Genomic DNA, 24242 nt, shown 5'->3' with positions numbered 1-24242 from the left:
AGCCCGATGAACTGGCTGGTCGGCACCGCCGAATTCCTGGTCAACGAAATCCTCGCGGTACCGGCCTATCTGATCGGCATCATCACCGCCATCGGCCTGATCGCGTTACGCAAGTCCGCCGGGCAGGTCATCGGGGGTGCGCTCAAGGCCACGCTGGGTTTCCTGTTGGTCAGCGCCGGCGCCACGCTGGTGGTGAGCTCGCTGGACCCCCTCGGGGTGATGATTCAGGGCGCCGCCGGTACACAGGGGGTGGTCCCGACCAACGAGGCCATCGTCGGTATCGCGCAGGAGCAGTACGGCGCGCAGGTGGCCTGGCTGATGATCCTGGGGTTCGCGGTCAGCTTGCTGCTCGCGAGGTTCACACCCCTGCACTACGTGTTTCTCACCGGCCACCACACCCTATTCATGGCGACGTTGTTGACCATCGTGTTGGCCACCGCCGGACTGGAAACCCCGATCGTGATCCTGCTCGGGGGTTTCCTGCTGGGCGTGGTGATGGTGTCGCTGCCCGCCCTCGCGCAACCCTGGACCAAGCGGATCACCGGCGACGACAGCATCGCCATCGGTCATTTCGGCACCGTGGGCTACATCGCGTCCGGAATCACCGGTCGATTCGTGGGTGGTTCGAAGAGCCGGTCCACCGAAGACCTCAAACTGCCGGAGACACTGCGCTTCCTGCGTGATTCGATGGTCGCCACCGCACTCTCGATGGTGCTCATGTATCTGGTGGTGTCACTGATCTATCTGGGCCGGGCCGGGCAGGAGACCGCCTTCGCCGCGTTCGCCGACGACACCGGCGCCGGCGCCGCCGTGGACATCGGCAACTACGTGATGAAGGGCGTCACCGAGGGGTTGAGCTTCGGTGTGGCCGTCGCGGTGATCCTGTTCGGCGTGCGCACCATCCTCGGCGAACTGGTACCGGCGTTCCAGGGCATCGCCGAGCGCGTGGTTCCGGGTGCGGTGCCCGCACTGGACGCGCCGATCGTGTTCCCGTACGCACAGAATGCGGTGCTGATCGGGTTCGTGTCCAGCTTCGTCGCCGGTCTGGTCGGGCTTGCGGTGCTGTCGGTGTGGCTCGGCCCGGCGTTCGGTTGGGTGCTGGTGCTTCCCGGTCTGGTGCCACACTTCTTCACCGGCGGAGCAGCAGGGGTGTACGGCAACGCCACCGGTGGCCGGCGCGGGGCCATCGCCGGCGGCTTCGTCAACGGCCTGCTGATCACCTTCCTGCCCGCGCTGCTGGTACGTGTGCTGGGTTCGTTCGGTGCCGAGAACACCACCTTCGGGGACGCCGACTTCGGTTGGTATGGAATCCTGCTGGGGAACGCGGCGAAGCTCGGCACGGTGTGGGGCATGGTGACGATGGCGATGATCGGCGTGATCGTGCTCAGCATGGCGATCCTGGTGCAGAAGCGGCTGGTCGACACCGGTTGGGACCCCTCGCCGGGCCGGCCGGTCCCGGCCGGCGGCGGTGAAGCAGCCACGTCGTCGAGGAACCCGCCCGCCGGGCGCAGCTACCCCAAGATCACGCCGCCGGCGGGTGCGCCGCCTCCACCCCCGCGGGCCTGACAGTGGCGCGCCCGTTCACCGTCGAGATCCCGGAACCGGCGACAGCCGACCTGCACGACCGACTCGACCGGACCCGATGGCCGGAACCGGCCACGGCCCCCGGGTGGGAGCAGGGGGTGCCGCTGGGGTATCTCCGCGATCTGTGTGATTACTGGCGATGGCAGTACGACTGGCGGGCCACCGAGCGACGACTGAACCGGTGGGCCCAGTTCACCGCCGAGATCGACGGCGTCGTCGTGCACTTTCTCCATCTCCGGTCGTCGGATCCGGCGGCCGTACCGGTGATCCTCACCCACGGCTGGCCGGGATCGTTCTTCGAATTCGAGTCCGTCATCGAGGCGCTCGCCGCGACACCGGGCGGCGCCCCGGTGCATCTCGTGGTGCCTTCGCTGCCCGGATACGGCTTCAGCTCCAAGCCGGTGGCATCAGGGTGGGGCGTCGAGCGCATCGCGCACGCCTGGGTCGAGTTGATGGGCCAGCTGGGGTACCAACGCTTCGTCGCATCCGGAAGCGACTGGGGGACAAGCATATCGACGTGTATAGGGCTGCAGAGCCCGGATCGTCTGCTCGGACTTCATCTGGTCCCACCGCTGGTCGCGCCGGTTGGCGCGGTTGCCGAACGGACCGATGCCGAACAGGCTGCCCTGGCGCGGTTACGGGAGCGTACCCGTACCGGATCGGCCTACTCCGCGGTGCACGCCACCCGCCCGCAGACGGTCGGGTACTCGCTGCTGGACTCCCCGGTCGGGCTGTGTGCATGGCTGGTGGAGAAGATCTGGAGCTGGGCCGACCACAGCGGCGACATCACCGAGGTCCTGTCCCGAGATCAGATACTCGATAACGTGAGCCTCTACTGGTTCACCGGGACAGGCGCGTCGTCGGTGCGGTTGTACTGGGAGAGCATCGCGAAGGTCTCGGAATGGTTCACCGAGCCCGCACCCGACACCGTTGACGTGCCGACCGCGTGCACGGTCTTCCCCGAAGAGGTGCCGCGGCCGTCCCTGCGCTGGGTGCAGAGCCGGTTCAGCTCCGTGGTCCATTGGGGTGAACCACCTCGTGGCGGCCATTTCGGCGCCTGGGAGCAACCTGAGTTGTTCGTCGCCGAGTTGAAAACCGCCGTCGCTAAGCTGGTTCGGTCGTGACGGTGCGCAGAGACTTCCAGCAGCGGACAAGGACGTAAGCTGCAACAATGTGTGCTCGTAGCGACGCCGCACCGGTGAATCCGGGCGAGGAGGAACCGGACTACCGCTTCACTCTGGCCAACGAGCGGACGTTTCTGGCGTGGATCCGGACCGCCCTGGCCCTGATCGCCGGTGGCATCGCCGTGGTTCAGTTCGTACCGTCCTTCGGGATCCACGGTGTGCGGCATGCCCTCAGCGTGGCGCTCACTGCCGGCGGCGGGGTGCTGGCGGTGCTGGCGGTGCGGAGGTGGCAACAGGTCCAGGCCGCGATGCGGCGCGACCAGGAGCTACCGCCGACCCGTGTGCCGATGCTGCTCGGCGGTGCGATTTTCGTGCTCGTCCTGGCGGTCCTGGCCGTGCTGGTTGTCTGGCCACCCGCGGGACAGTGAGATGCCTCGCCGTGAGCCGACCAAGCCCGGTCTTCCCGCCGAACGCACGCTGTTATCTTGGGAGAGAAGCTCATTCGGGTTTCTTGTGGGCGGCGCCCTGGTGCTGCTGCGCCAACACGGGCCGCTGGGGCCCGGACGGATGCTGCTCGCCTGCACCGCGACGCTGCTCGCGCTGCTGGTCCTTGCGCTGGGCTACCGCCGGTCGCGGCAGATCAGGGACAGCCCGGTCGTCGCCGGCCGGGTGGTCACCGCGGCGCCACACCGGGAGGTGTTGTTGATCGGCGGCGCCACGGTGGTTTTCGCCGCCGGCATCGTCGGCGCGTTGTTGTTCGCGATCAGCTGACCAGACCGATCTTCACCGCCTGGTCGAACGCGTCGTCGACGAGGACCACCGTACGTCCCGGCCGGTCGATCATCGAGGCGGCGATCGACGAGCGGTATCCGGATGCGCAGTGCACCCAGACCTCACCTTCGGGGACTTCCTGGAGGCGCTTGCTCAACTCGTGCAGCGGAATGTTGACCGCACCGGGAATGTGCCCGTCGGCGAACTCACCGCTCTGGCGGACATCGAGGACGGTCGGCTGCTCGCGGATGGCCTCGGCCAGCGCGGCGAAGTCCGCGACGCGGTAGGACCGCAGTGGCGTGCCCGCGGCCAGCGCGTGGATGTCGCCGACCGCGGAGCCCGTCAGGTTGTCCACCCCGATGCGGGCGAGTTCCCTTCGGGCATCGGCGATCTGGTCGACGTCGTCGCCGATGAGCGTCAGCGGTGACCCCCACGAATACAGCCATCCCAGATAGGTGACGAAGGAGTCCGACAACTCGAAGCCGAGGGTGCCGCCGAGATGCCCGGCGGCGAACGCGGTGCGGTTACGCAGGTCCACCACCCATTCGCCGGCTTCGATCCGGCGCCGCAGTTCGTCGGGGTCGACCGGTTCGGGCAGCGACAGGTCGACAGGACCCGGGCCGGCGGTGTTGATGACGCCCATGTGTGCGTAATACGCGGGGTAGGCGCCCAACCCGGCGATCAGTTGGTCGACATAGCTCTGCTCGTCCTGGGTCAGCGCCGGATTGGTCTGGCGTTGATCGGCAATCGTGGAGGAATCCCCGCTGGCCGGGGTTGCCGAACAGAAGCTGCCGAAGCCGTGGGTGGGGTACACCTGGGTGGTGTCGGGCAGCTCGGCGGCGAGCCGGCGCACCGAATGGAACTGCGCGTGGCTGAGCTCCTGGGTGTGCTCGGCGCCGAGCAGGTCCGTGCGTCCGGTCGTGCCGTGCAACATCGACCCGCCGGTGAACACCCCGACCACCGAATCGTCGGAATCACGCAGCACGTAACTGACGTGGTGATGGGTGTGGCCAGGGGTGTGCATCACCTGCAGCCGGACCGGGCCGGCGTCCACCACATCGCCGTCGCTCACCGCGCGGCGCCGGTATCCCACGTCGTCGCCGGCGGGCACCACGTACTCCGCGCCGGTGACGCGCGACAGCTCCAGACCACCGGTCACGTAGTCGTTGTGAATGTGGGTTTCGAGCACATGGGTGACGTGCACCCCGCGCTCGCGGACCAGATCGAGCACGCGGTCGATGTCGCGTTGTGGGTCCACCACGACGCCGGTGCCGTCGATGCTGATCAGGTAGCTTCGGTCACCCAGGCCAGAGGTCTCGATGATGTCGATGTCCACGGTCGTATCCATGTCGAGGTGACGGTGCCTATCGGTTGTCGGCGGATTCCAGTGCAGCGAGCGCCGCCCGCAGCTTGGCGGCGGCCTCGTCGGCGACCTCGCGCAGGCCCGGTTGATCCGAGACCTGGACCATGATCTGCGGGTCCATTGCGTCGACGATCACGGTGTCACCGCCGGCCGAGGTGTCGGCACGGACGGCGACGTTGCAGGGCAGCAGCAATCCGATCTGGCGATCGGCGTTGACCGCGCGATGTGCCAGCGGCGGATTACACGCCCCGAGGATCAGGTAGTCTTCCATGTCCTCGCCCAGTTTCGCCTTCAGGGTGGCTTTCATGTCGATCTCGGTGAGAACACCGAAACCCTGGTCGGCCAACGCTTTCCGGGTGCGCTCCACCGCGTCCTCGAACGTCGTGTGCAGCGTGGTCGACAATGCGTAGCTCACATTTCCTCCGATCTCGTCGTCGTTGACGCCGGTTGGTCAGGCCCCGGGATCAGGCCCCGCTCATTACGCCAAGGCCAGGAACAGCTTCTCCAGTTCGGCTTCGGTCATCGGCTTTTGACCCTCGGCGGCCTCGCCGGTCAGGCATTCCCGCAACCCGGTCGCGACAATCTTGAAGCCGGCCTTGTCCAGTGCCCGCGACACCGCGGCCAATTGGGTGACGACGTCCTTGCAGTCGCGACCCTGTTCGATCATGGAGATCACCCCGGACAGCTGCCCCTGGGCTCTGCGCAACCTGTTGAGCACCGCGGCGATCGCATCCTCGTCACCAACCATGGCGCATCTCCTTTCGACGGGTAATACAGCGATGGTACCCGCCGGGGTATTCCCAGGGCCGGTCATGCGGCTGCATCCCCGGAGGCGGCGGTGCCGGTGAGGCGGCGCAGCGGACAGTGCGCGTAGCGGGTGCACGCCAGCGTCATGATCGCGGCGACCGCGGTGAGCGCCGCGGCGGCCACCCCCACACCGATGTGGATCTCCTGGGCCAGGATGACCGACGACATGGCGAGCACGAACCAGCCGAAGGTCTTCCGCAGGGAATCCGGGTTCACCCGTGCGGTCAACCGGGCGCCGGCCAGGGCTCCGATGACTGCCGCGCCCGTCACCGCCAGCGCAAGCGGCCAGTCGATCTGGACGCTGGACAGATAGCCGCCCAGTCCGGCGAAGGACTTCATCGCGATCACGATCAGCGACGTGCCGACCGCGACCGGCATCGGAAGCCCGCCGAGCAGCGCCAGGGCGGGAACCACCAGGAATCCGCCGCCCGCGCCGACCAGGCCGGTCACCAGTCCCACCACCAGTCCCTCAGCGATGATCTTGGGTATCGGCAGGCGATGGCCGCCCTCGGTCACCTCGACGTTCTTTCGTCCACGCAGCATCGCGACCGCGGTGGCGATCATCATCACGGCGAAGCCGATGAGCAGGACGGTGCCCGGGATGAACCGCGCCAGCAATCCACCCCCGTAAGCGCCGGCCATCCCGGCGGCACCGAAGATCAGGCCGGTGCGCCACTGGACCCGGCCGGCCCGCGCATGCGAGACCGCACCGATCGCGCTGGTGACGCCGACGACCAGCAGCGAGGTGGCGATGGCCTGCTTGGCGTCCATACCGGCCACGTACGCCAACAACGGTACGGTCAGGATGGAGCCGCCGCCGCCGAGCAGTCCGAGGGCTACCCCGACGAAGACAGCCAGGCCGATGGTGAGCGCGATCATGATCGTCAGCTCAGATTCCGGGCCGGACCGACGAGTTGGGACACGACGGTCTGCGCGTCGCAGCGGGCTCCGCGGTTGTAGGGGAGCTTCGAAAGCAACATGCCCATCGCGCAGGTGTTGGACAGTGCGGCGAAGGTCAGTCCGCCGCCGACCGCGCCGGCCAGCCACTTCAGCTTGGGGACGGCGATGCTGCCGAGAACGCTGCTCAGCACGATCGATCCTGCGACCAGCCGTACCTGACGTTCCAAGTCCCAGCGCGCTGCGCCGCGGTTGACCGCCAAACCCTTGGACTGCCAGGCGGTGATGCCGCCGTCGAGGATGTGCACGTTCGACAGTCCGGCGCTGCGCAGCGTCTCTTCTGCCTGCGCGGCGCGCTGGCCGGACCGACAGACCAGGACCACGTCCTCGTCGAGATGCTTGATGATCTCGTCGCGGTGTTCACGGAGTAGGTCCAGCGGCACGTTGTAGGCGCCGGAGATGTGTGCGGTCTCGAACTCGCCCGGAGTACGGACGTCGAGCACTCGCGGTGGCTTGGGCGAGTCGAGCATTTCGCCGAGGGTCTGCGGGTCGATGGAGACCGATGCAGTCATGGCCTGTCCTTTCGGAGGTGTGATACGGGGGCTGGGTGGCATACCGTGGGGGGTATAGCGTCCGTCATGATAAACATACCCCCAGGGGTAAATGCAAGGCGGAATTTTTATACCCCCCCGGGTACTTGACATACCCGTAGGGGTATGGGCACCCTGGTTCTCAGAAGGCCTGACCCACCATCGAACGGAAGGACCGCCCGAAATGAAGTTCATCCAGTACTACCTGGACTGCCTGTCGCACGCGTCGTACCTGATCGCCGACGAGACCACCGGTCGCGCAGTCGTCGTCGATCCGCAGCGCGATGTGGCCGAATACCTCTCCGACGCCGAGGAATACGGCTTCACCATCGAACTCGTCATCGAGACCCACTTTCACGCCGACTTCCTGTCCGGACACCTGGAGCTGGCCAAGGCCACCGGCGCCAAGATCGTGTACTCCTCGGTCGCCGAGACCGAATTCGAGTCCATGGGCGTCGCCGACGGCGAGCGCTACTCGCTGGGAGATGTGAACCTGCAGTTCCTGCACACCCCGGGCCACACCCCCGAGTCGCTGAGCATCGTGGTCTACGAGCACGCCGGCGACGTGCCCTATGGCGTGCTCACCGGCGACGCGCTGTTCATCGGTGACGTCGGCCGGCCCGACCTGCTTGCTTCCATCGGTTTCACCCGCGAAGAGCTGGCCGACAAGCTGTACGACTCGCTGCACAACAAGCTGATGACCCTGCCCGACGCCACCCGGGTGTATCCCGCCCACGGTGCGGGTTCGGCGTGCGGCAAGAACCTGTCCACCGACCTGTGGTCGACGATGGGGGAGCAGAAGGAGACCAACTACGCACTGCGTGCCCCGGACAAGGCCACCTTCATGGCGTTGGTGACGGAAGGGCAGCCGCCGGCTCCGAGCTACTTCGTCTACGACGCGATCCTCAACCGCAAGGATCGGGGACTGCTGGACGAGACCAAGATGCCGACCGCCATGACCTATGAGCAGGTGCGCGCGGCAATGAAGGCCGGCGCGATCCTCGTCGACGGACGCGGTCCCGAGGAGTTCGCGATGGGCCATCTGCGCGGCGCCATCAACATCGGGCTGGAAGGCCGGTACGCCGAGTTCGCCGGATCGGTCGTCCCCACCGACGTCGACATCGTGCTGTTCACCGAACCCGGTCACGAGCTGGAGGGAAAGAACCGGTTGGCGCGCATCGGATTCGATCGGGTGATCGGCTACCTGGACCGTCCCTTCGAGGCGATGCTCGACCACCGCGACGATGTTCAGATGGCCTCGCGGCTGACCGCGAAGGCGTTCGACCAGCGGGCCGCCGAACTGGCCGACCTGCAGATCGTCGATGTGCGCAATCCCGGCGAGGTGGAGGCCGGCGCCATCCCGAACGCGATCCCGGTTCCGGTGGGCCAGCTGCCGAGCCGGTTGGGTGAACTGGATCCGGCCAAGCCGACCGTGGTTTATTGCGCCGGTGGTTACCGATCCTCGGTGGCGGCAAGTCTGTTGCGGCAGAACGGATTCATCGACGTCAGCGATGTCCTGGGTGGCTTCGGCGCCTGGGAAGAATCCCGTCAGAACGCCTGAGCGGCAGGGAATCTCATGTCAACCGACAAGCATCAGATCGTCATCGTCGGCGGCGGCACCGCCGGAATCACGGTCGCCGCCCGCCTGCTGCGCAAGGGTTTCTCCGATGTCGCGGTCATCGAACCGTCCGACACGCACTACTACCAACCGCTGTGGACGCTCGTCGGCGGTGGTCAGGCCGACGCCGCCACCACCGCCCGGCCGGAAGCCTCGGTGATGCCCCCGGGGGCGACCTGGATCAAGAACGCTGCGGCCGCCGTCGACCCAGACGCCAACACCGTGACCTGTGCCGACGGGACGGACTACGAGTACGACGTGCTCGTGGTCTGCCCCGGCATCCAACTGGACTGGGACCGCACCGAAGGACTGTCCGACGCCCTGGGACGGGCCGGGGTGTCGTCGAACTACCGGTACGACCTGGCGCCGCGCACCTGGGAGTTCATCCGCGATCTGCGATCTGGCAGCGCGATATTCGCGATGCCCTCGGGACCGATCAAATGCGCCGGCGCGCCGCAGAAGATCGCCTACCTGGCCAGCGACTACTGGCGATCACAGGGAGTGCTCGACGACATCGACGTCCATCTGGTGGTACCCACACCGCGGCTGTTCGGAATCCCGGCGATCGCCGACAACCTCGACACGATCGCCGCCGACTACGGCATCACCGTGCACACCAACGCCGAAGTGACCTCCATCGACGCCGACTCGCACAAAGTGGCGGTGACCCACACCGTCGCCGGCGGCACCGACGCCATGCTCTCCTACGACCTGCTCCACGCGGTACCGCAGCAGTCGGCCCCGGACTGGATCAAGTCCAGCCCACTGTCGACCGGTGCTGCCGGCGGGTACGTGGAGATCGACAAGCACACCATGCAACACGTGCGGTACCCGAACGTGTTCAGCCTCGGCGATGCCGGATCCTCACCGAACTCCAAAACCGGTGCGGCCATCCGCAAGCAGGCCCCGGTGGTGGTCGACAACATCGACGCCTTCCTCAAGGGGCGCCCGATGACCGCTTCCTACAACGGCTACGGGTCATGTCCGATCGTCACGTCCTCGCACGCGATGCTGCTCGCGGAGTTCGACTACGACCTCAACCTGACGCCGTCACTGCCGTTGCTCGACCCGACCAAGCCGCATCGGGGCTACTGGTACCTGAAGAAGTACGGACTGCCGTTGATGTACTGGAACTTGATGCTCAAAGGTCTGGCCTGAAACCGACTGTCACACAAGGAAGGAAAGACCGATGACCATCAGAGAGCTCAGCTACGACGACTTCGAGTCCACCGTCATGGACAACCCGGTCGTGCTGGTCGACTTCTGGGCGTCCTGGTGCGGTCCGTGCCGCGCCTTCGCCCCGGTCTACCAGCGGTCCGCGGCAGCGCATCCGGAGGTGGTGCACGCCAAGATCGACACCCAGCACGAACGCGACCTGGCTGCCACGCTGGAAATCGCCTCCATCCCCACCGTGATGGCGTTCCGGGACGGCGTCCTCGTCTACCGGCAGGCCGGCGCGATGCCACCGGCGGCGCTGGACGACCTCATCAACCGCGTCAAAGCGCTCGACATGGAAGACGTCCGAGCCAAGATCGCGGCCCGCAAGGCGGCCGCCCCACAGTAGCGGCGGTGCAGAAGGGGCATCATGTCCATATGGTCGAACGCCCCCGCGATGCAGCAGGCCGGCCCCTCAACGCCCGTCCTCGGGACGCGCTGGGCCGGCCGCTCCCGCCGGGCAGCCAGGGGGTGCCCCGCATCCCCGAGAATCTTGCGCTGTCACCGGCCGAGTCGCTCTCCTACGCCCAGGATCTGTTGAACGAGGGGATGGCCTTCCACGCTCACGAAGTGCTGGAAGCGGCCTGGAAGAGCTGTCCGGAGGACGAGCGGCCGCTGTGGCAGGGGCTGGCCCAGCTCGCGGTCGGCCTCACGCATATCCAGCGCGGCAACCCGACCGGGGCCGCGGCGCTACTGCGCCGCGGTGCCGGTCACCTCGGTGAGGTCGCCTCTCCGGCGCCGTATTCAGTGGACCGCGACGGCCTGTGCAGCTGGGCTGCCCAGCTGATCGGTGACCTCGAGGCTGCGCCCGGCATCGCGCCGACGCGGCTGTGCCCGGCACTGACGACGCCCGCGGCGGAGCGGGGTTGAGCGCTGCCGCGCCCCCTGAAAGTGATTGTCGCACTGAGTTTATGAAAGTCGACCGGTTATGACAGTCGACGACGGCCGTGCGGGGCCGAATGTGGCAGTGTTGGCCCCATGAGGAAGCGGACACTGGCCGCACTGGCTCCCGCCGCGGCGCTGGCCGGCATCGCGGTGCAGGACCTGCTGCAGAAGGAGCATGCCCTCCGCCACAATTTCCCGGTCATCGCGCGAATGCGGTATCTGCTGGAGTCCATCGGGCCGGAGCTGCGGCAGTACATCATCACCAGCAATGACGCCGAGCGCCCGTTCAGCCGCGACCAGCGGCGCTGGGTGTACACCTCGGCAAAGAAGGAGAACAACTACTTCGCGTTCGGCACGGACAACGACACCGAGAACTCCGCGTATCCGATCATCAAGCAGGCGACGTTCTCCGAGGTGGTGCCCGCCTCACCGATCCACGGGCGGGACATCGAGGTCCCCGGTGCCAAGGTCCTCGGTGCACCCCGCGGACGTCGGCACGCCTTCCGGCCGGCCTCGGTGGTCAACGTGTCGGCGATGTCCTTCGGATCGCTCAGCCCGCAGGCGATCAAAGCGATGAACAAGGGCGCGAGGATCGCCGGCTTCTGGCACAACACCGGTGAGGGCGGTCTGTCCGATCACCACCGCCAGGGTGGCGACCTGGTGTTCCAGATCGGCACCGGTTACTTCGGCTGCCGTGACGACCACGGGAACTTCGATCTGAACCGGCTGGTCGACGTGGTCGGCTCGGGTCCCGTCCGTGCCATCGAGATCAAGTTGAGCCAGGGCGCCAAACCGGGCCTCGGCGGTCATCTCCCCGGCGCCAAGGTGAATGCCGAGATCGCCCGCATCCGCGGTGTGGAGCAGGGTAAAGATGTCGCTAGCCCGTCGCGGCACACCGCGTTTCGCAACGTCGACGAGATGCTCGACATGGTCGAACGGGTCGCAGATGCCACCGGGCTGCCCGTCGGCATCAAGTCGGCGGTGGGGGAGCTGGGCTTCTGGGAGACGCTCGCCGACCGCATGCAGGACGGGCAGCGCGGTGTCGACTTCATCGCCATCGACGGCGGCGAGGGCGGAACCGGAGCTGCGCCACTGGTTTTCGCCGATCACGTGTCATTCCCGTTCCGGATGGGCTTCGCCCGCGTGTACGGGCTTTTCGCGCAGCGCGGCTTGTGCGACCGGGTGACGTGGATCGGTTCGGGCAAACTCGGGCTGCCCGCGAACGCGATCGTGGCCTTCGCTCTGGGTGTCGATCTCATCAACGTGGCCAGGGAGGCGATGTTGGCGATCGGCTGCATCCAGGCGCAGAAATGTCACACCGACCGCTGCCCAACCGGGGTCGCGACGCAGAATCCGTGGCTGGCGCGCGGGCTGGATCCCGAGCAGAAATCGCATCGACTGGCCAACTACGTCATGACCCTGCGGCGCGACCTGTTGAAGGTCTCGGAGGCGGCCGGGGTACGCCATCCGGCCATGCTGGGCCCCAACCATGTGGAGATCCTCGACGGTGACCGGGGGCACCGGTCGCTCGCCGAGGTGTACGGCTACCAGGATCTGTGGGGCGTCCCCGGCGCGGACATCGTGGCCGACATCGACGCGTACATGCGCCGCCACGAGGACCGGCTCGGCGCCGACGAGGTTGTCCAGCATCCGCCGCTGAAGTCGCCGACCGAGCCCGGCCGGGCCACGGAGTAGCACCCGCGAATACGGCGGGCGATCACCGTGCCGATCACGCTCAGCGGAAGCGGAGGTTCACCGTGGCCAGGCCGAAGATCTTCCTGCCTGCGGATTTCGCGCCGACCAACACCACGCCCGAGCGGGACTCGGGGTCCAGTGACCTGACCTTGCCGCTGTACTCGATGTCGGCGCCCTCCTTGGCCGACACCACGGCGGGCTGGGAGAGCCGCACCGTGTAACGCGTCACCGCCCCGGGGTCACCCGACCACGCCGACACGAAACCGGCGCCCAGACCCATGGTGAGCATCCCGTGGGCGATGACGTCGGGCAGCCCGGCAAGCTTGGCGATGTCTTCGTCCCAGTGGATCGGGTTGGCGTCGCCGGCCACGCCGGCGTAGTTGACCAGATCGCCGCGGGACAACCGGGTGTGGTGCGCCGGTAGCTCCTCGCCGACCTTGACCTGCTCGAGCGGCCGCGTCCCCGGGGTGCGGGTCAGCCCCCCGTCGGCGATCCGGATCTCATCCTCGGGCCGCACCGTCTTGTGGTAGTCGGATGCGGATCCCCCGATGTCGAGGATGTTCATGTCGTGCATCATCGCGTTCTGCACCGCCGCCTTGACCCCGGCGTCGATGTCCTCGGCAGTGACGCCGACGACGGTGGTGTGCAGGGTGTGCACCCGTTCGCCGGCGGTATCGGTGAAGGTGTTGGTGACCGTGATGAAATCTCGGCCGGCGGTTCGCCGTACCGAGGTCAGTTCCACATCGATGAGCAGCTCGTCTCCGGCCACGATCGGACGGTGCTGTTCGAAAACCTCTTCGGTCTGCAGATAGGTGTCATAGCCGACGACGATCTCCTCGAACATCCGGCGGTTGCACTGCATGCCGGGCGCAGAGGTGAACGTCAGCGGCGCGATGACATCTGAGAAGCCCAGCTCGGCGGCGGCGTCGACATCCCAGTGCGCCGGATGGTAGTCCTGCACCGCCCGGGCGTACTCGCGCAGCTTCTCGCGGCCGACGAGGTAGGTGCCGTCCATCTGATAGTGATGGCCCACCCGGGCTTCCAGCGGCGACGTTTCTGCAGGTGCAGTCATGAATAAGCTCAACTTTTCTATCGGCTGGTTCGCAGAGGCCGACCACAGCACACTAACGCCCGACCGGCACGGCGCCGACGGTGCGGGTTCACCGTGCCGGGTCGGCGGCGGCTTCGGATCGGAACACCGAGGTGATCTCGGCGACCCTCGGGTCGGCCCGCAGCTGCTCCAGCGTCACCGGCAACGGCAGCCGCCAGTTCGGATACTCGTCCACCGTGCCGGGCAGATTGGGCTGGCGGACCTCGGCGACCACGTCGTAAGGCGAGATCAGCTTCAGCCGGCTCGGCGTTCTGGCCAGCAACCGGTGCATCGCCGCGATGATCGTGGCCTCGTCAGGTTCGGGTGCGGACGCCTCGCTCGCGTCGAGCAGGCCTTCGGAGCGCAGCAACGCGAGCCACTCGGTCCGCTCCCGGTCGGCGCCGGCCTGCTCGGCCGCGACATCGTCGAGCAGACCCAACTCGGCTCGGGCGCGTACGTGCTCACCACGCAGGAACCCGGCCGCGGTCGGCAGATCATGGGTGGACAGGCTGGCAGCGGCGCGAGCCGGCCAGTGCCGCGGAGCCAGCAGTGGTTCCCCGGCCGCGGATTCGTCACGGGTGAACCAGGACACCGCGCAGCCCAGCATCTCGTTGGCCGCCAGAGCCTCGGTGACTTCCGGCTCGACGGTTCCCAGATCCTCGCCCACCACCGTCGCGTCAGCCCGATACGCCTCCAGCGCCAGTACCGCGAGCATGGTGTCGGCGTCATAGTGCACGTAGGTGCCCCGGTCCGGGCCGTCGCCCGGCGGGATCCACCACAACCGCCAAAGACCGGCGACGTGATCGATCCGCAATCCGTCGGCGTGCGCGAGCACGGCGCGCAACATGTCCCGCAGCGCGGCGTACCCGGTGGCCGCCAGACGATCAGGACGCCACGGTGGCAGACCCCAGTCCTGGCCCCGCGGGGTGAAGTTGTCCGGCGGTGCACCGACACTGACACCGGCGGCGAGCACATCGGCCAGTGCCCACGCATCGGCACCGTCGGCGTCGACGCCGACCGCGAGGTCGTGCAACACCCCCAGCGACATCCCCGCATCGTGCGCGGCCGTGCGGACCGCAGCCAGCTGTTCGGCGCAGCGCTGCTGTACCCAGGCATGGAATGCCGTGCGGGGGGCCAGTTCCTGACGGGCCGATGCCACCGCCGGACCGGCGACGTCGCGTAATGGGTGCGGCCACTGTGACCATCGGCCGCCGTGACGCTCCGCCAAGGCACAGTAGGTCGCCCAGTCACGCAGTCCGTCCGACACCGTCGTGACGAATGGGTCGGGTCTGCCCTCGGCGCGCCAGAGCAGCTCCAGCGCATCCCGTTTGGCCGCCCACACCAGGTCGTGCTCGATGCGCGGTGTGGTGGCCGAGACACGTAGGGCGTCCACCTCGGCGCGGGTGTCCGGATCGGCCCGGTGGTAGGCGGCGAGGTCCTCGATGCGCAGCATCAGCGGATTGGCGAAACGGCGGCTCGACGGGGTATAGGGCGAGGGCTGGACCGGATGCGTGGGACCGGGCGCATGAAGGGGATTGAGCAGCACGGCCCCGGCTTGGTGCGTGGTCGCGGTCCAGGCGAGGAATTCCCGCAGATCACCGAGATCGCCGATACCCCAGGACCGCGCCGACCGCAGGGCATAGAGCTGCAGCATCCAACCCCAGGTCGACGGTGCGGGCGGCACCCGGGGCGGCGCCGCGACCAACATGGCCTCCTGACCGTCGTGGGTGTGCAGCCGGTACCACCCGGGAGTCAACTCGCCGGGCAACTCGTCCCGGACCTGGATCCGGGTGCCGTCCTCGGCCACCACCTCCGCCGCCCCCGGCAGCGGACACCGACGTCCGTCCAACCGCACCGCGACGGTCGGGGCGATGGTCCCGGCCCGGTCACGTTCGGCAAGCTTCGTCAGCTCCGCGCGGCGGCTGGCCTCGGTTTCGGCCTCCACCTCGAGCAGACCGAGCACGCGCACCACCACGTCGGCGTCGACCTGGACCGGCTCGCGGCGCTCGTTGCGGTAGCTGGTGGCCACACCGTGGGCCGCGGCCAAGCGGCGCAGGTCCTCGGGGACGGGCTTCGGAGTCGAGGTCACCGCGAACTCGGCGGGACAACGGGCGAGGCGATCACGACGCACGGAGGGAAGAACACGCGGCGGCTATACCCGTCCGGCAGATTCTCACACCCACGGCGGTGCGCGGTGATCAGACCAGACCGCGTTCGATCAGTGAGCGTCCGGTGTCGAGGATGGTGTCCCGCACGGGCCGTGGCGCGAACCCGAGAACGTCCTTGGCCCTGGCATTGCTGATCTGGGGACGCTCGGAGATCCGGACGAGTGCCTCACGCAAAGCCGGCTGGGACGAGACGAGACCGCGCATCTCCTCGACGGTGTACTCGGCGTCGGGCACCTCCGCGGCGTCCCGCCCGAGACCGTCGCGCAGGATCCCGGCGATGTCGAGGAAGCTCAGCGGCCCGCCGTCGGCAACCACCAGGAAGCGGTGTCCAGCGGCGTCGGCTGTGGTCATCGCGCTGATGTGGGCATCGGCCACATCGCGCACGTCGACGACACCGAAGTACTGCGGCACAACGCGTCTGAGCTCACCGGCCAACATCGAACGGACGAACTGCACCGAGGTGGACAGGTGCGGGCCCAGGGTCGGTCCGAAGATCCCGACCGGGATCACCGTCACCAGCTCGAGGCCGCCGTCGACCGCGGCGACGAAATCCCACGCGGCGCGTTCGGCGATCGCCTTGGACCGGATGTAGGCGGTGTTGTCTGAGCTCGGGTCGGTCCAGTCCTGCTCCGACCAGGTGTCGCTGCCCTTCGGCGAATATCCGACGGCAGCGAACGACGAGGTGAGCACCACTCTGCTGCAGCCCGCGTCGCGCGCGGCCCGCAGCACCCGCAGCGCGCCGTCGCGGGCCGGGGCGATGATCTCCTCGTCGTCGGCCGGGTTCTGGGCGGGAAACGGTGAAGCCACGTGGATCACATACCGGACGCCGGCCACCGCCTCGGGCCACCCCTCATCTGATCCGAGGTCGGTGACGGCGAACTCCACTGCGGCCGGATCGAGGCCGTCCGCGGCGACACCGGCCCGGACTTCGTCGGCGCGGTCGGGGGTCCGGACCGCGGCGCGAACGCCATGACCCGCGCGCAACAGTCGGTGGACGATGTGGCTTCCGACATACCCGGCGGCACCGGTGACCAGAACCGGACTCTGGTTGCGGGTCATCGGGTCAGCGCGCCGAAAGCCAGTCGGGCAAAAGGGTTTCGGCCAGCACGACGTCGCCGCGCCCGGTCGCCCTAATCGCGGTGATCCTCACGGGTTGAACACCTTTCGCAAAGTCGCGGCGGCCAGCTCGACGGCGGCCCGGGTGGCCGCGGTGTCACGGACCGGATTGAGCATCATGAAGTCGTGGATGATGCCGTTGAAGCGCACGCTGGTGGTGCGCACGCCCGCCGCGGTCAGTTTGCGGGCATACGCCTCACCTTCGTCCCGTAACACGTCGTTCTCGTCGACGATGACCAGCGCCGGCGGCAGGCCGCTGAGCTGTTCGACGGTGGCGCGCAACGGTGATGCGGTGATCTCCGCACGCAGCGCCACCTCGGGTAGATAGCAGTCCCAGAACCATGCCATGGCTTTCGCGGTGAGGAAGGGGCCGTCGGCGAACTCGCGGTAGCTGTCGGTATTCTGCGCGGCATCGGTGACCGGGTAGTACATCGACTGGTGGACGAACGACACGTCGCCGCGCTGCTTGGCCAGGATCGCCACCGCGGCTGCCATGTCACCGCCGACGGAGTCGCCGGCGACCGCCAACCGTGATGCGTCCAGACCCTCGGACTCCCCGTGCCGGGTGATCCACTGTGCCGCCGCGTAGGCCTGCTCGATCGCCACCGGATAACGGGCCTCCGGCGACCGGTCGTACTCCACGAAAGCCACCGCAGCCCCGATGCCGACCGCCAATTCACGCACCAACCGGTCGTGTGTGGCGGCGTTGCCGAGCACCCAGCCGCCGCCGTGGATGTACAGCACCACCGGCAACGGCTGGGACGTACCGGGCGGGGTGACGATCCGGACCCCGACATCGCCGTGATCACAGGCAACCGTCACCCAGCGTTCGTCCACGATTGGGGCGTCCACCGGGCCGGACTGCACGTCGTCGAGAACCTTACGGGCTCCTTCGGGGCCCAGTTGGTAGAGGAACGGCGGTTTCGCAGTGGCATCGGCGAATTCGCGCGCGGCGGGCTCCAGAATGTGATCGGACATACGTCCAGGTTGTCAGCGGCCGGCAACCCAAGGACCCCGGAAAACCCGTAGTCCGGGCCGGGGTTCATTCAACCGGGCCTACTCAACCGGGTTCATTCAACCGGGCCTACTCAACGATGAACACCGGTATCTGGCGCTCCGTTTTCGTCTGGTACTCGGCGTAAGGAGGGTAGGCCGCCACCGCGAGCGCCCACCAGTGCTCGCGCTCATCACCGTCGAGTTCGCGGGCGGTGCCCTCGGTGACCTTGTCCCCGTCCTGGACGGTCACGGCCGGATTGGCCTTGACGTTGAAATACCAACTGGGATGCCGCGGATCGCCGCCCTTGGATGCGACCATCGCGTAGCGGCCGTTCTCCTCGACCCGCATCAGCGGCACGTACCGCTTCTTGCCGGATTGTGCCCCCGTGGTGGTGAACAGCACGACGGGCCGATCGTAGACTTCGACACCGTCGGTGGTGCCCTGCTCCAGGATGCGCTGGGTCTGCTCGCGCACCCAGTCGGTAGGACTCAACTCTGCTTGTTCGCTCACCATGCCTCCAACGATTCTGAACTGACCGGATATTCCTGGTGTTTCCGATCCGCCGAGATCTAACCTTGCCCGGCCGGCAGCAGCGGGTCCAGCAGCGCCAGTTCCGCGGCGCTCACCCAGGATGGATTGGACTGTTGTGGGCATCGGAACACCTCCATCGACCTCAGACCTGCCACCGCGGACAGCGCCGCCGCAGTCAGCGGCTCGGCGAACAACGGGATGTGGACCGGCACGTGCAGTCGGCCGTCCCGCCGCTGCGGGACATCGGTGATGCGGCCGGCACCCCAGAAACCACGCAACGGGTGCGACGACACCCAGAACAGGACACGGTGGCCGGGTCGCAGGAGCCCGGACCGGTAGTTGTCGGCGACACACCAGTCCGGCTTGGCCTCGCCCGCGGCGCACATCGGTGCCACCGGCGTGGTGTGCGGGTTGCACCTGATCACCCACGCCCCCAACGCTTCGAGGGTCACCGTCGGCATGAGTGCCGACCCCGGCTCGGTGGCGTTGCCGGGCAGCTCAGGTCGTCGCCTTCTCGTACGGGACCGGGTCGGGAGCCTCCTCGGTACCCGGTGTGACAGTGCCGTTGATCGGGCAACGAGCGGTCTCCGGCACCTTGATCAACGCGATGGCGCCGATGACACACGCGGCCATCATGTAGTAGGCGGGAAACAGCGTGTCGCCGGTCGCACCGGTGAACCATTCGTTCACCGCCGGCGCGGTGCCGCCGAAGATCGACGTCGAGACGTTGTAGGCGATCGCGAAGCCGGCGTACCGCACATGGGTCGGGAACATGGCGGGAAAGGTCGCCGAGATCGTCGCCAGTTGTGGGACGTAGAGCAGGCCCAGGACCGCGAAGCCGATCACCGCACCCGCCACCCCGGTCCCCATCAACATGAACATCGGGACGCCGGCCACGAAGAGACCGATCAGCGAGAACCACCACAGCGGTTTTCGTCCCACCCGGTCGCTCAACAGACCGGCGAACGGGACGAAGACCATCATCGACAACATGCCGATGATCGGGATGATCAGGGACTGGTCGGCGGTCAGCCCGATCTGGGTTTCCAGATATGTGGGCATGTAGGTGAGCAGCGTGTAATTCACCACGTTCAGCGCCACCACCAGACCGCCGAGTCGCAGGATGGGACGCCAGTAGCCGGTGATGAGGTCGCGGAACTGGGTCGAGGTCTGTTCTTCCTTCTCACCTTGTTGCTCGAGTTCCCGGAACACCGGGGTGTCCTCAAGACGTGACCGCAGGTAGACGCCGACCAACCCGAGCGGTGCGGCCACCAGGAACGGCAGCCGCCAGCCCCAGGCCTGCATGTCGTCATCGCCCAGCACCAGCGAGCAGCCCAGCATCATCAGTGCGCCCAACGAGAAGCCGGCCAGCGTGCCGAACTCCAGGAAGCTGCCGAGCAGCCCGCGCCGGCGGTTCGGCGCATACTCGGCCATGAAGGTGGCGGCGCCACCGTACTCGCCACCGGTCGAGAAGCCCTGGATCATGCGCAGCAGCACCAGCAGGAACGGTGCCCACATGCCGATCATCGCGTAGGTCGGTAGCAGGCCGACGCAGAAGGTCGCGCCCGCCATCAGCACGATCGTTATCGCGAGCACGCGTTTGCGGCCCAGCCGGTCCCCGAGCGGACCCCAGACGAATCCGCCGAGCGGACGGACCAGGAAGGACACCGCAAACGTCATCAGGGCCAGCAAGGTCGCCTGTGCGGCTTCACCGGGGAAGATCGCGACCGAGATGTAGGTGACCCCGTAGGCGTAGATGCCGTAGTCGAACCACTCGGTGGCGTTGCCGATGGCGGACGCGGCGATGGCCTTCTTCACCACGCCCGGCGGCGCTTCCTGACCTTGAGCGTCAGGACCGCGCCCGTCAGGACCGCGGGCGTCAGGTTGTCGAGTTGCTCCGGAGTCCACTGGACCCTCCTCGGGCTCGATCGAAGTCACGCTCGGACGCGGCGCGTGCACGCAGAATCACCGGCTTCTGCGGTTCCAAACTCCTGATCCGGTGGCGATTCGGCGCCCCACTCAGCTGCGAGGGGACGGTCGCCGAGCACTGGCTGCCCGATCCGGACACCATCGCCAGATCGGGGCGGGCAAATTGCTACCCCGTGCACACACCGCCCTGCACGTTACCGACCGTCAGGTTCGGCCCCGTCGGACCCCGGTGCTTCTTTGTCCCCACCGTCCTTGTCCCTATCGTCCCCAACGTCCCTATCGTCCTCATCGTCCCGGTGGTCCGCGTGCTGCGACGACGCCGGCTCCAGCGCAACGCTCCACGAACGCTGGTGAGGGCTCCGCGCCGGCTGCTGATCGACCGCCGGACGCAGCGCCACCACATTGCCGACCGCCCGGCGAAGTCCGGGCGGTCCCTCGACCCGCAGGAAATCGCTGATCCGGCCGGCGCGGTAGCGCAAGGGGGACCCGAGCAACTCACCCATGACCACGCCCGCCCCGATGGCCAGCGCGGTGGCCGCCGCGGCGAGCGCCTGCGCCATCCCCGCGGCAAAGTCACGCTCGACGGCGAAGTAGAAGACGGCCCGGAACACGGCCATCCCCGGCAGCATCGGGGTGATGCCCGCGGTCGCCGTCACCAGTGCCGGCGCCTGCCGCCGGATCGAGATCAAGGTGGCCAGCAGACCGACTCCCACCGCCGCGGTACCGGTGGCGACCACCTGGCCGAAACCGGCAGAGCCCAGCCCGATCAGGACGGCTTCGGCCAGGCCGGCCGCGATCCCGGCGGTGATCACCGAGCGCAGTTTGGCGTAGCTGGCGATGACCAGGCAGGCGCCCGCCAGCGCCGCGCCGGACACCGCGAGGACGATCCGATCCGGGGTGTTGGGCAGCACGAAGTACTCCGTGGCATCGACGCGCAGTTGGATCTCGATACCGGCGAGGGCGGCAACCTGCAACCCCGCCAGAATGCCGACGACGATGCCCATGGTCAGGAACAGCACATCGCCGAGGCGGGCCACCGCGGTGAGCATGTAGCCGGTCAGTGCGTCCTGCACCGAGCCCACCAGGGTCATCCCCGCCAGCAGCATCACGATGCCGGTGGCCACCAGCGCGGTGGGGCCCTGCCCGGCGAACAGGAACGCGGCAACCGCGATCAGCGTCGCGATGAACGCGCCGGCCGCCTGCTGGAAGAACAGCGGTGTCCCCAGCCGGTTGAGCAGCCGGCCGCTGCGATCGATCAGCACCGAGGTGAGGGCGGCCAGCAGACATGTCAGCCAGGTGCCGCCGAGCAGCATCGCGATGCCCAGCGCGAAGCCGGCCCACCCCGCCGTGGCAATCCAGCGCGGATAGGGGTGGGGCTGCTCGCTCAGCTCGTCCATCGCCTCGTGCGCCTCATCGACCGACACGCCGCCGGAGGTGATGCGCCGGACCAGTCGGTCCAATTCGGCGAGCCGGGTGTAATCGGTGGAGCGCGCCTGCACCGACCGCACGATGGTCACCGGGGGGCTGTCCGCTGTCGGCAGCGCCGACACGAAGATGGTGGTGACGAACACGTCCACCACGCAGTCGGTGAGCTGATACGCCTGCGCGACGTCCTGAGCGGTCGCCACGACGTCGGCGGTCCCCGACCCCGACGACAGCATCACCTCGGCCAACCGGATCGTCAGGTCGAGCACCTTGCGGGTGTGTCGTTCGCTGAGTCCGCCGGCGGCACGTCTGCGCTGGCCTGCTCCCGATGCGGGGTCGCGGCGCCCCTTCAGCGCGAAATGCAGCGCGCGGCGGCGCCGAGCCGTCCCGTCCGGCCGGTCGGAATCCACGACGCACACGATACTGAGGCCGGCGCGCCCCTCCGAGGGTGCCGATGCCCGCGGGGCACCGCGATTGGCGCCCGTCGATCTGCGACGCTAACTTCTTCGGGGTGACGACCTTCTTCGGCGCCATGACGTTGTCCGCCGGCGCACTGGCCCGCTGGATCGCCCCCGTTCTGACCGTCGGTGTGCTGGCCGGCGTCGGTGTGGTCGCCGAACCGGCGCCGGTCCCGGCGGCCCCTGCGGTACGTCTGGCCAGTGAGGGCAACCCGTTGGCCGGACTGCCGTTCTACGTCAATCCCCAGTCGAAGGGTATGCGCGCGGCACAGGGCAATCCGGATCCGCTGTTGGCCGCCGTAGTGAACACGCCGACGGCGTACTGGATGGACCACATCTCCACCCCGGCTGTCGACGCCGCGTACATCCAGACCGCACAGGCCGCCGGGACCATGCCGGTGCTGGCCCTGTACGGGATTCCCAACCGCGACTGCGGGAGTTACGCCGCGGGCGGCTTCGGATCGGCCGGTGCCTACCGAGCCTGGATCGACGGCGTCGCGGCCGCCATCGGCGGGGGGCCCGCCGCGGTCATCCTGGAACCGGACGCGCTGGCGATGATCGACTGCCTGTCGCCGGGGCAGCAGCAGGAACGTCTCGACCTGATCGGCTACGCGGTGGACACACTGACCCGCAACCCCGGCACCGCGGTCTACGTCGATGCCGGGCACCCGCGCTGGGTGGCGGCCGATGTGATGGCCGGCCGGCTCAACGAGGTCGGCGTGGCCAAGGCGCGTGGCTTCAGCCTCAACACGGCCAACTTCTTCACCACCGAAGAGGCGATGGGTTACGGCGGTGCCATCTCGGGCATGACCAACGGCGCCCACTACGTCATCGACACCTCGCGCAACGGTAACGGGCCGGTCGAAGGCGACGACCTGTACTGGTGCAACCCCAGTGGCCGCGCCCTGGGTGCGCGGCCCACCGCGGCCACCGGCAATCCTCAGGTGGACGCGTTCCTGTGGGTCAAGCGTCCCGGTGAGTCCGACGGGGCCTGCCGCGGTGCGCCGAGTGCGGGCACGTTCGTCAGCCAGTACGCCATCGACCTGGCACGTAACGCCGGCTGGTAGCCGGGTCCGGCGGCCGGATCAGGCGGCCAGGATGAAGGACAGGAAGAAGCCGCCCGCGGTCGCGAACGCGTTGAGCGGGCGGCCGTGCACGAATGCCTCGGGCATCAACGTGTCGGCCAGCGAGGCGAGCACCGCGCCTCCGGCGAAGGCCAGCGTCACCGCCAGCACCGGGTCACTGAGCTGACCTGCCGTGACGCGACCGGCCACCACGGCGGCAGCCAATACGGTGGCGCAGGCCACCCAGACGCCCAGCACCGCCGGCGCGTTCATGCCAGAGTTGCGCATCGACATCGCCCCGACCACGGATTCCGGAAGGTTCGAGAAGAAGATCGCCACCAACAGCGACAGCGATGCGCCGCCGACCAGCGAGACACCGAGCGCCAGATTCTCGGGCACCCCGTCCAGGGTGACGGCGGCCAGCAGGGCCAGCCCGACACCGCGTCGGGCGCCGTCGGACGTCACCTGGCGTTGCCCGGGACCCGAGCTTCCGCTGACGTAGCGGTCGAGCAGGCTGTCGGCGGTGACGAACGCGGCGGCGCCGGCAAGCAATCCGAGTCCGGAATGCAGCGCTCCGCCCAGCTGGAACGCATCCTCGAACAGCTCGAACGCCAGTGCCGAGATCAGCGCCCCACTGGCGAAGGCCAGCAGGACACCCGTCACCTTCTTCGGCAGGTCCCACCGGACACCGATCAGAGCACCGATCACCAGGGCGCTCGATGCCGCGATCCCGAACAGCGCAGCGGTCAACACCGGCTGTGCATTCCCGGAATCGCCGAGCGGCAACCAGACGTCAGGTTTGTCGTTGCGCGGCCGGGGTAATGCGGCTGAGCCGAGTCCTTCAGTGGGTAGGGACCCTCAGCGATCGGGGCGGGTCAACGGCGATCCGCGCTGACCCAGGGCATCACCATGTTT

Annotated in this window: 24 protein-coding genes; 10 read left to right on the top strand and 14 right to left on the bottom strand. The window is 67.9% G+C overall.

The genetic code is table 11. The annotated features are described in order from the left end of the window. The first annotated feature begins 6 nt into the window (after positions 1-6). Genes ulaA through ACNUDN_RS27205 form a run of 4 tightly spaced genes read left to right on the top strand, consistent with a single transcriptional unit; the run spans position 7 to position 3479 of the window. Positions 7-1566, top strand: a complete 1560-nt coding sequence (ulaA, locus tag ACNUDN_RS27220) for a PTS ascorbate transporter subunit IIC (protein WP_419124788.1) — start codon at positions 7-9, stop codon at positions 1564-1566. A 2-nt stretch (positions 1567-1568) separates the two neighbouring features. Further along, positions 1569-2708: an epoxide hydrolase family protein gene (locus ACNUDN_RS27215; RefSeq protein WP_419124787.1), complete on the top strand. Its 1140-nt coding sequence runs from the start codon at positions 1569-1571 to the stop codon at positions 2706-2708. Between the two features lie 47 nt (positions 2709-2755). After that, entirely contained in the window at positions 2756-3136 is a 381-nt protein-coding gene (locus tag ACNUDN_RS27210; protein WP_419124786.1) for a YidH family protein, read from the top strand. A 1-nt stretch (position 3137) separates the two neighbouring features. Further along, entirely contained in the window at positions 3138-3479 is a 342-nt protein-coding gene (locus tag ACNUDN_RS27205) for a DUF202 domain-containing protein (RefSeq protein WP_419124785.1), read from the top strand. Here the strand turns inward: ACNUDN_RS27205 and ACNUDN_RS27200 are convergent. From ACNUDN_RS27200 to ACNUDN_RS27180, 5 genes are all read right to left on the bottom strand, one after another. Then, on the bottom strand, positions 3472-4815 hold the full coding sequence (locus tag ACNUDN_RS27200) for an MBL fold metallo-hydrolase (protein ID WP_419125337.1): 1344 nt from the start codon (positions 4813-4815) through the stop codon (positions 3472-3474). The genes ACNUDN_RS27205 and ACNUDN_RS27200 overlap by 8 nt on opposite strands. A gap of 28 nt (positions 4816-4843) precedes the next feature. Further along, a complete protein-coding gene (locus ACNUDN_RS27195; protein ID WP_419124784.1) occupies positions 4844-5257 on the bottom strand; it encodes a DUF302 domain-containing protein in 414 nt (137 codons plus the stop codon). 63 nt (positions 5258-5320) lie between these two features. Next, positions 5321-5590 carry a metal-sensitive transcriptional regulator gene (locus ACNUDN_RS27190; RefSeq protein ID WP_419124783.1) on the bottom strand — a complete coding sequence of 90 codons (270 nt, stop codon included), beginning with the start codon at positions 5588-5590 and terminating at the stop codon, positions 5321-5323. A gap of 62 nt (positions 5591-5652) precedes the next feature. Next, a complete protein-coding gene (locus ACNUDN_RS27185) occupies positions 5653-6528 on the bottom strand; it encodes a sulfite exporter TauE/SafE family protein (protein ID WP_419124782.1) in 876 nt (291 codons plus the stop codon). A gap of 5 nt (positions 6529-6533) precedes the next feature. After that, the gene (locus tag ACNUDN_RS27180) at positions 6534-7118 is read right to left on the bottom strand and encodes a rhodanese-like domain-containing protein (protein WP_419124781.1); all 585 of its coding nucleotides are present in this window, start codon (positions 7116-7118) and stop codon (positions 6534-6536) included. Positions 7119-7320: 202 nt separating this feature from the next. On the opposite strand from ACNUDN_RS27180, the gene ACNUDN_RS27175 reads away from it, so the two are divergent. The 5 genes from ACNUDN_RS27175 (at position 7321) to ACNUDN_RS27155 (ending at position 12549) form a co-directional block, all read left to right on the top strand. Further along, the gene (locus tag ACNUDN_RS27175) at positions 7321-8697 is read left to right on the top strand and encodes an MBL fold metallo-hydrolase (RefSeq protein ID WP_419124780.1); all 1377 of its coding nucleotides are present in this window, start codon (positions 7321-7323) and stop codon (positions 8695-8697) included. Between the two features lie 15 nt (positions 8698-8712). Next, the gene (locus ACNUDN_RS27170; RefSeq protein ID WP_419124779.1) at positions 8713-9912 is read left to right on the top strand and encodes an NAD(P)/FAD-dependent oxidoreductase; all 1200 of its coding nucleotides are present in this window, start codon (positions 8713-8715) and stop codon (positions 9910-9912) included. A gap of 31 nt (positions 9913-9943) precedes the next feature. Continuing rightward, on the top strand, positions 9944-10318 hold the full coding sequence (gene trxA, locus ACNUDN_RS27165) for a thioredoxin (protein ID WP_419124778.1): 375 nt from the start codon (positions 9944-9946) through the stop codon (positions 10316-10318). A 29-nt stretch (positions 10319-10347) separates the two neighbouring features. Then, positions 10348-10839, top strand: coding sequence for a DUF309 domain-containing protein (locus ACNUDN_RS27160; protein ID WP_419124777.1), 492 nt, complete (start codon positions 10348-10350; stop codon positions 10837-10839). A gap of 108 nt (positions 10840-10947) precedes the next feature. Further along, on the top strand, positions 10948-12549 hold the full coding sequence (locus ACNUDN_RS27155) for an FMN-binding glutamate synthase family protein (protein WP_419124776.1): 1602 nt from the start codon (positions 10948-10950) through the stop codon (positions 12547-12549). A gap of 40 nt (positions 12550-12589) precedes the next feature. Here ACNUDN_RS27155 and ACNUDN_RS27150 read toward each other — a convergent pair whose 3' ends face one another. From ACNUDN_RS27150 to ACNUDN_RS27115, 8 genes are all read right to left on the bottom strand, one after another. Then, the gene (locus tag ACNUDN_RS27150; protein WP_419124775.1) at positions 12590-13621 is read right to left on the bottom strand and encodes a fused (3R)-hydroxyacyl-ACP dehydratase subunits HadA/HadB; all 1032 of its coding nucleotides are present in this window, start codon (positions 13619-13621) and stop codon (positions 12590-12592) included. An 88-nt stretch (positions 13622-13709) separates the two neighbouring features. Then, positions 13710-15728 (bottom strand): 4-alpha-glucanotransferase, encoded by a 2019-nt coding sequence (gene malQ / locus ACNUDN_RS27145; protein WP_419124774.1) that lies wholly within the window; start codon positions 15726-15728, stop codon positions 13710-13712. A gap of 109 nt (positions 15729-15837) precedes the next feature. Next, on the bottom strand, positions 15838-16866 hold the full coding sequence (locus ACNUDN_RS27140) for an NAD-dependent epimerase/dehydratase family protein (RefSeq protein WP_419124773.1): 1029 nt from the start codon (positions 16864-16866) through the stop codon (positions 15838-15840). Between the two features lie 87 nt (positions 16867-16953). After that, positions 16954-17901, bottom strand: coding sequence for an alpha/beta hydrolase (locus ACNUDN_RS27135; protein ID WP_419124772.1), 948 nt, complete (start codon positions 17899-17901; stop codon positions 16954-16956). Positions 17902-18007: 106 nt separating this feature from the next. Continuing rightward, complete coding sequence (locus tag ACNUDN_RS27130; RefSeq protein ID WP_419124771.1) at positions 18008-18430, bottom strand: nitroreductase family deazaflavin-dependent oxidoreductase; 423 nt, start codon at positions 18428-18430, stop codon at positions 18008-18010. A gap of 59 nt (positions 18431-18489) precedes the next feature. Further along, entirely contained in the window at positions 18490-18912 is a 423-nt protein-coding gene (locus tag ACNUDN_RS27125) for a hypothetical protein (protein ID WP_419124770.1), read from the bottom strand. 37 nt (positions 18913-18949) lie between these two features. Then, on the bottom strand, positions 18950-20359 hold the full coding sequence (locus tag ACNUDN_RS27120) for an MFS transporter (RefSeq protein WP_419124769.1): 1410 nt from the start codon (positions 20357-20359) through the stop codon (positions 18950-18952). Between the two features lie 215 nt (positions 20360-20574). After that, positions 20575-22215: a threonine/serine exporter family protein gene (locus tag ACNUDN_RS27115; RefSeq protein ID WP_419124768.1), complete on the bottom strand. Its 1641-nt coding sequence runs from the start codon at positions 22213-22215 to the stop codon at positions 20575-20577. Between the two features lie 122 nt (positions 22216-22337). Between ACNUDN_RS27115 and ACNUDN_RS27110 the strand changes: the two genes are divergently transcribed. After that, positions 22338-23330, top strand: a complete 993-nt coding sequence (locus ACNUDN_RS27110) for a glycoside hydrolase family 6 protein (protein WP_419125336.1) — start codon at positions 22338-22340, stop codon at positions 23328-23330. An 18-nt stretch (positions 23331-23348) separates the two neighbouring features. On the opposite strand, the gene ACNUDN_RS27105 is transcribed toward ACNUDN_RS27110, so the two are convergent. Continuing rightward, on the bottom strand, positions 23349-24080 hold the full coding sequence (locus tag ACNUDN_RS27105; RefSeq protein ID WP_419124767.1) for a ZIP family metal transporter: 732 nt from the start codon (positions 24078-24080) through the stop codon (positions 23349-23351). Between the last annotated feature and the right edge of the window lie 162 nt (positions 24081-24242).

The organism is Mycobacterium sp. smrl_JER01, from assembly GCF_048513595.2.
GTDB lineage: Bacteria > Actinomycetota > Actinomycetes > Mycobacteriales > Mycobacteriaceae > Mycobacterium.
Note: the sequence above shows the minus strand (reverse complement) of the source record. Positions and strands in the feature narration are given on the sequence as shown.

What these genes read in the sequence shown, in the direction of transcription:
- ACNUDN_RS27185 (WP_419124782.1), bottom strand. Translation starts at nt 6,528, where the DNA reads ATGATCGCGCTCACCATCGGCCTGGCTGTCTTCGTCGGGGTAGCCCTC.
- ACNUDN_RS27205 (WP_419124785.1), top strand. Translation starts at nt 3,138, where the DNA reads ATGCCTCGCCGTGAGCCGACCAAGCCCGGTCTTCCCGCCGAACGCACG.
- ACNUDN_RS27210 (WP_419124786.1), top strand. Translation starts at nt 2,756, where the DNA reads ATGTGTGCTCGTAGCGACGCCGCACCGGTGAATCCGGGCGAGGAGGAA.
- ACNUDN_RS27180 (WP_419124781.1), bottom strand. Translation starts at nt 7,118, where the DNA reads ATGACTGCATCGGTCTCCATCGACCCGCAGACCCTCGGCGAAATGCTC.
- ACNUDN_RS27170 (WP_419124779.1), top strand. Translation starts at nt 8,713, where the DNA reads ATGTCAACCGACAAGCATCAGATCGTCATCGTCGGCGGCGGCACCGCC.
- ACNUDN_RS27155 (WP_419124776.1), top strand. Translation starts at nt 10,948, where the DNA reads ATGAGGAAGCGGACACTGGCCGCACTGGCTCCCGCCGCGGCGCTGGCC.
- ACNUDN_RS27175 (WP_419124780.1), top strand. Translation starts at nt 7,321, where the DNA reads ATGAAGTTCATCCAGTACTACCTGGACTGCCTGTCGCACGCGTCGTAC.
- ACNUDN_RS27110 (WP_419125336.1), top strand. Translation starts at nt 22,338, where the DNA reads ATGACGTTGTCCGCCGGCGCACTGGCCCGCTGGATCGCCCCCGTTCTG.
- ACNUDN_RS27140 (WP_419124773.1), bottom strand. Translation starts at nt 16,866, where the DNA reads ATGACCCGCAACCAGAGTCCGGTTCTGGTCACCGGTGCCGCCGGGTAT.
- ACNUDN_RS27190 (WP_419124783.1), bottom strand. Translation starts at nt 5,590, where the DNA reads ATGGTTGGTGACGAGGATGCGATCGCCGCGGTGCTCAACAGGTTGCGC.
- ACNUDN_RS27160 (WP_419124777.1), top strand. Translation starts at nt 10,348, where the DNA reads ATGGTCGAACGCCCCCGCGATGCAGCAGGCCGGCCCCTCAACGCCCGT.
- trxA (WP_419124778.1), top strand. Translation starts at nt 9,944, where the DNA reads ATGACCATCAGAGAGCTCAGCTACGACGACTTCGAGTCCACCGTCATG.
- ulaA (WP_419124788.1), top strand. Translation starts at nt 7, where the DNA reads ATGAACTGGCTGGTCGGCACCGCCGAATTCCTGGTCAACGAAATCCTC.
- ACNUDN_RS27150 (WP_419124775.1), bottom strand. Translation starts at nt 13,621, where the DNA reads ATGACTGCACCTGCAGAAACGTCGCCGCTGGAAGCCCGGGTGGGCCAT.
- ACNUDN_RS27135 (WP_419124772.1), bottom strand. Translation starts at nt 17,901, where the DNA reads ATGTCCGATCACATTCTGGAGCCCGCCGCGCGCGAATTCGCCGATGCC.
- ACNUDN_RS27125 (WP_419124770.1), bottom strand. Translation starts at nt 18,912, where the DNA reads ATGCCGACGGTGACCCTCGAAGCGTTGGGGGCGTGGGTGATCAGGTGC.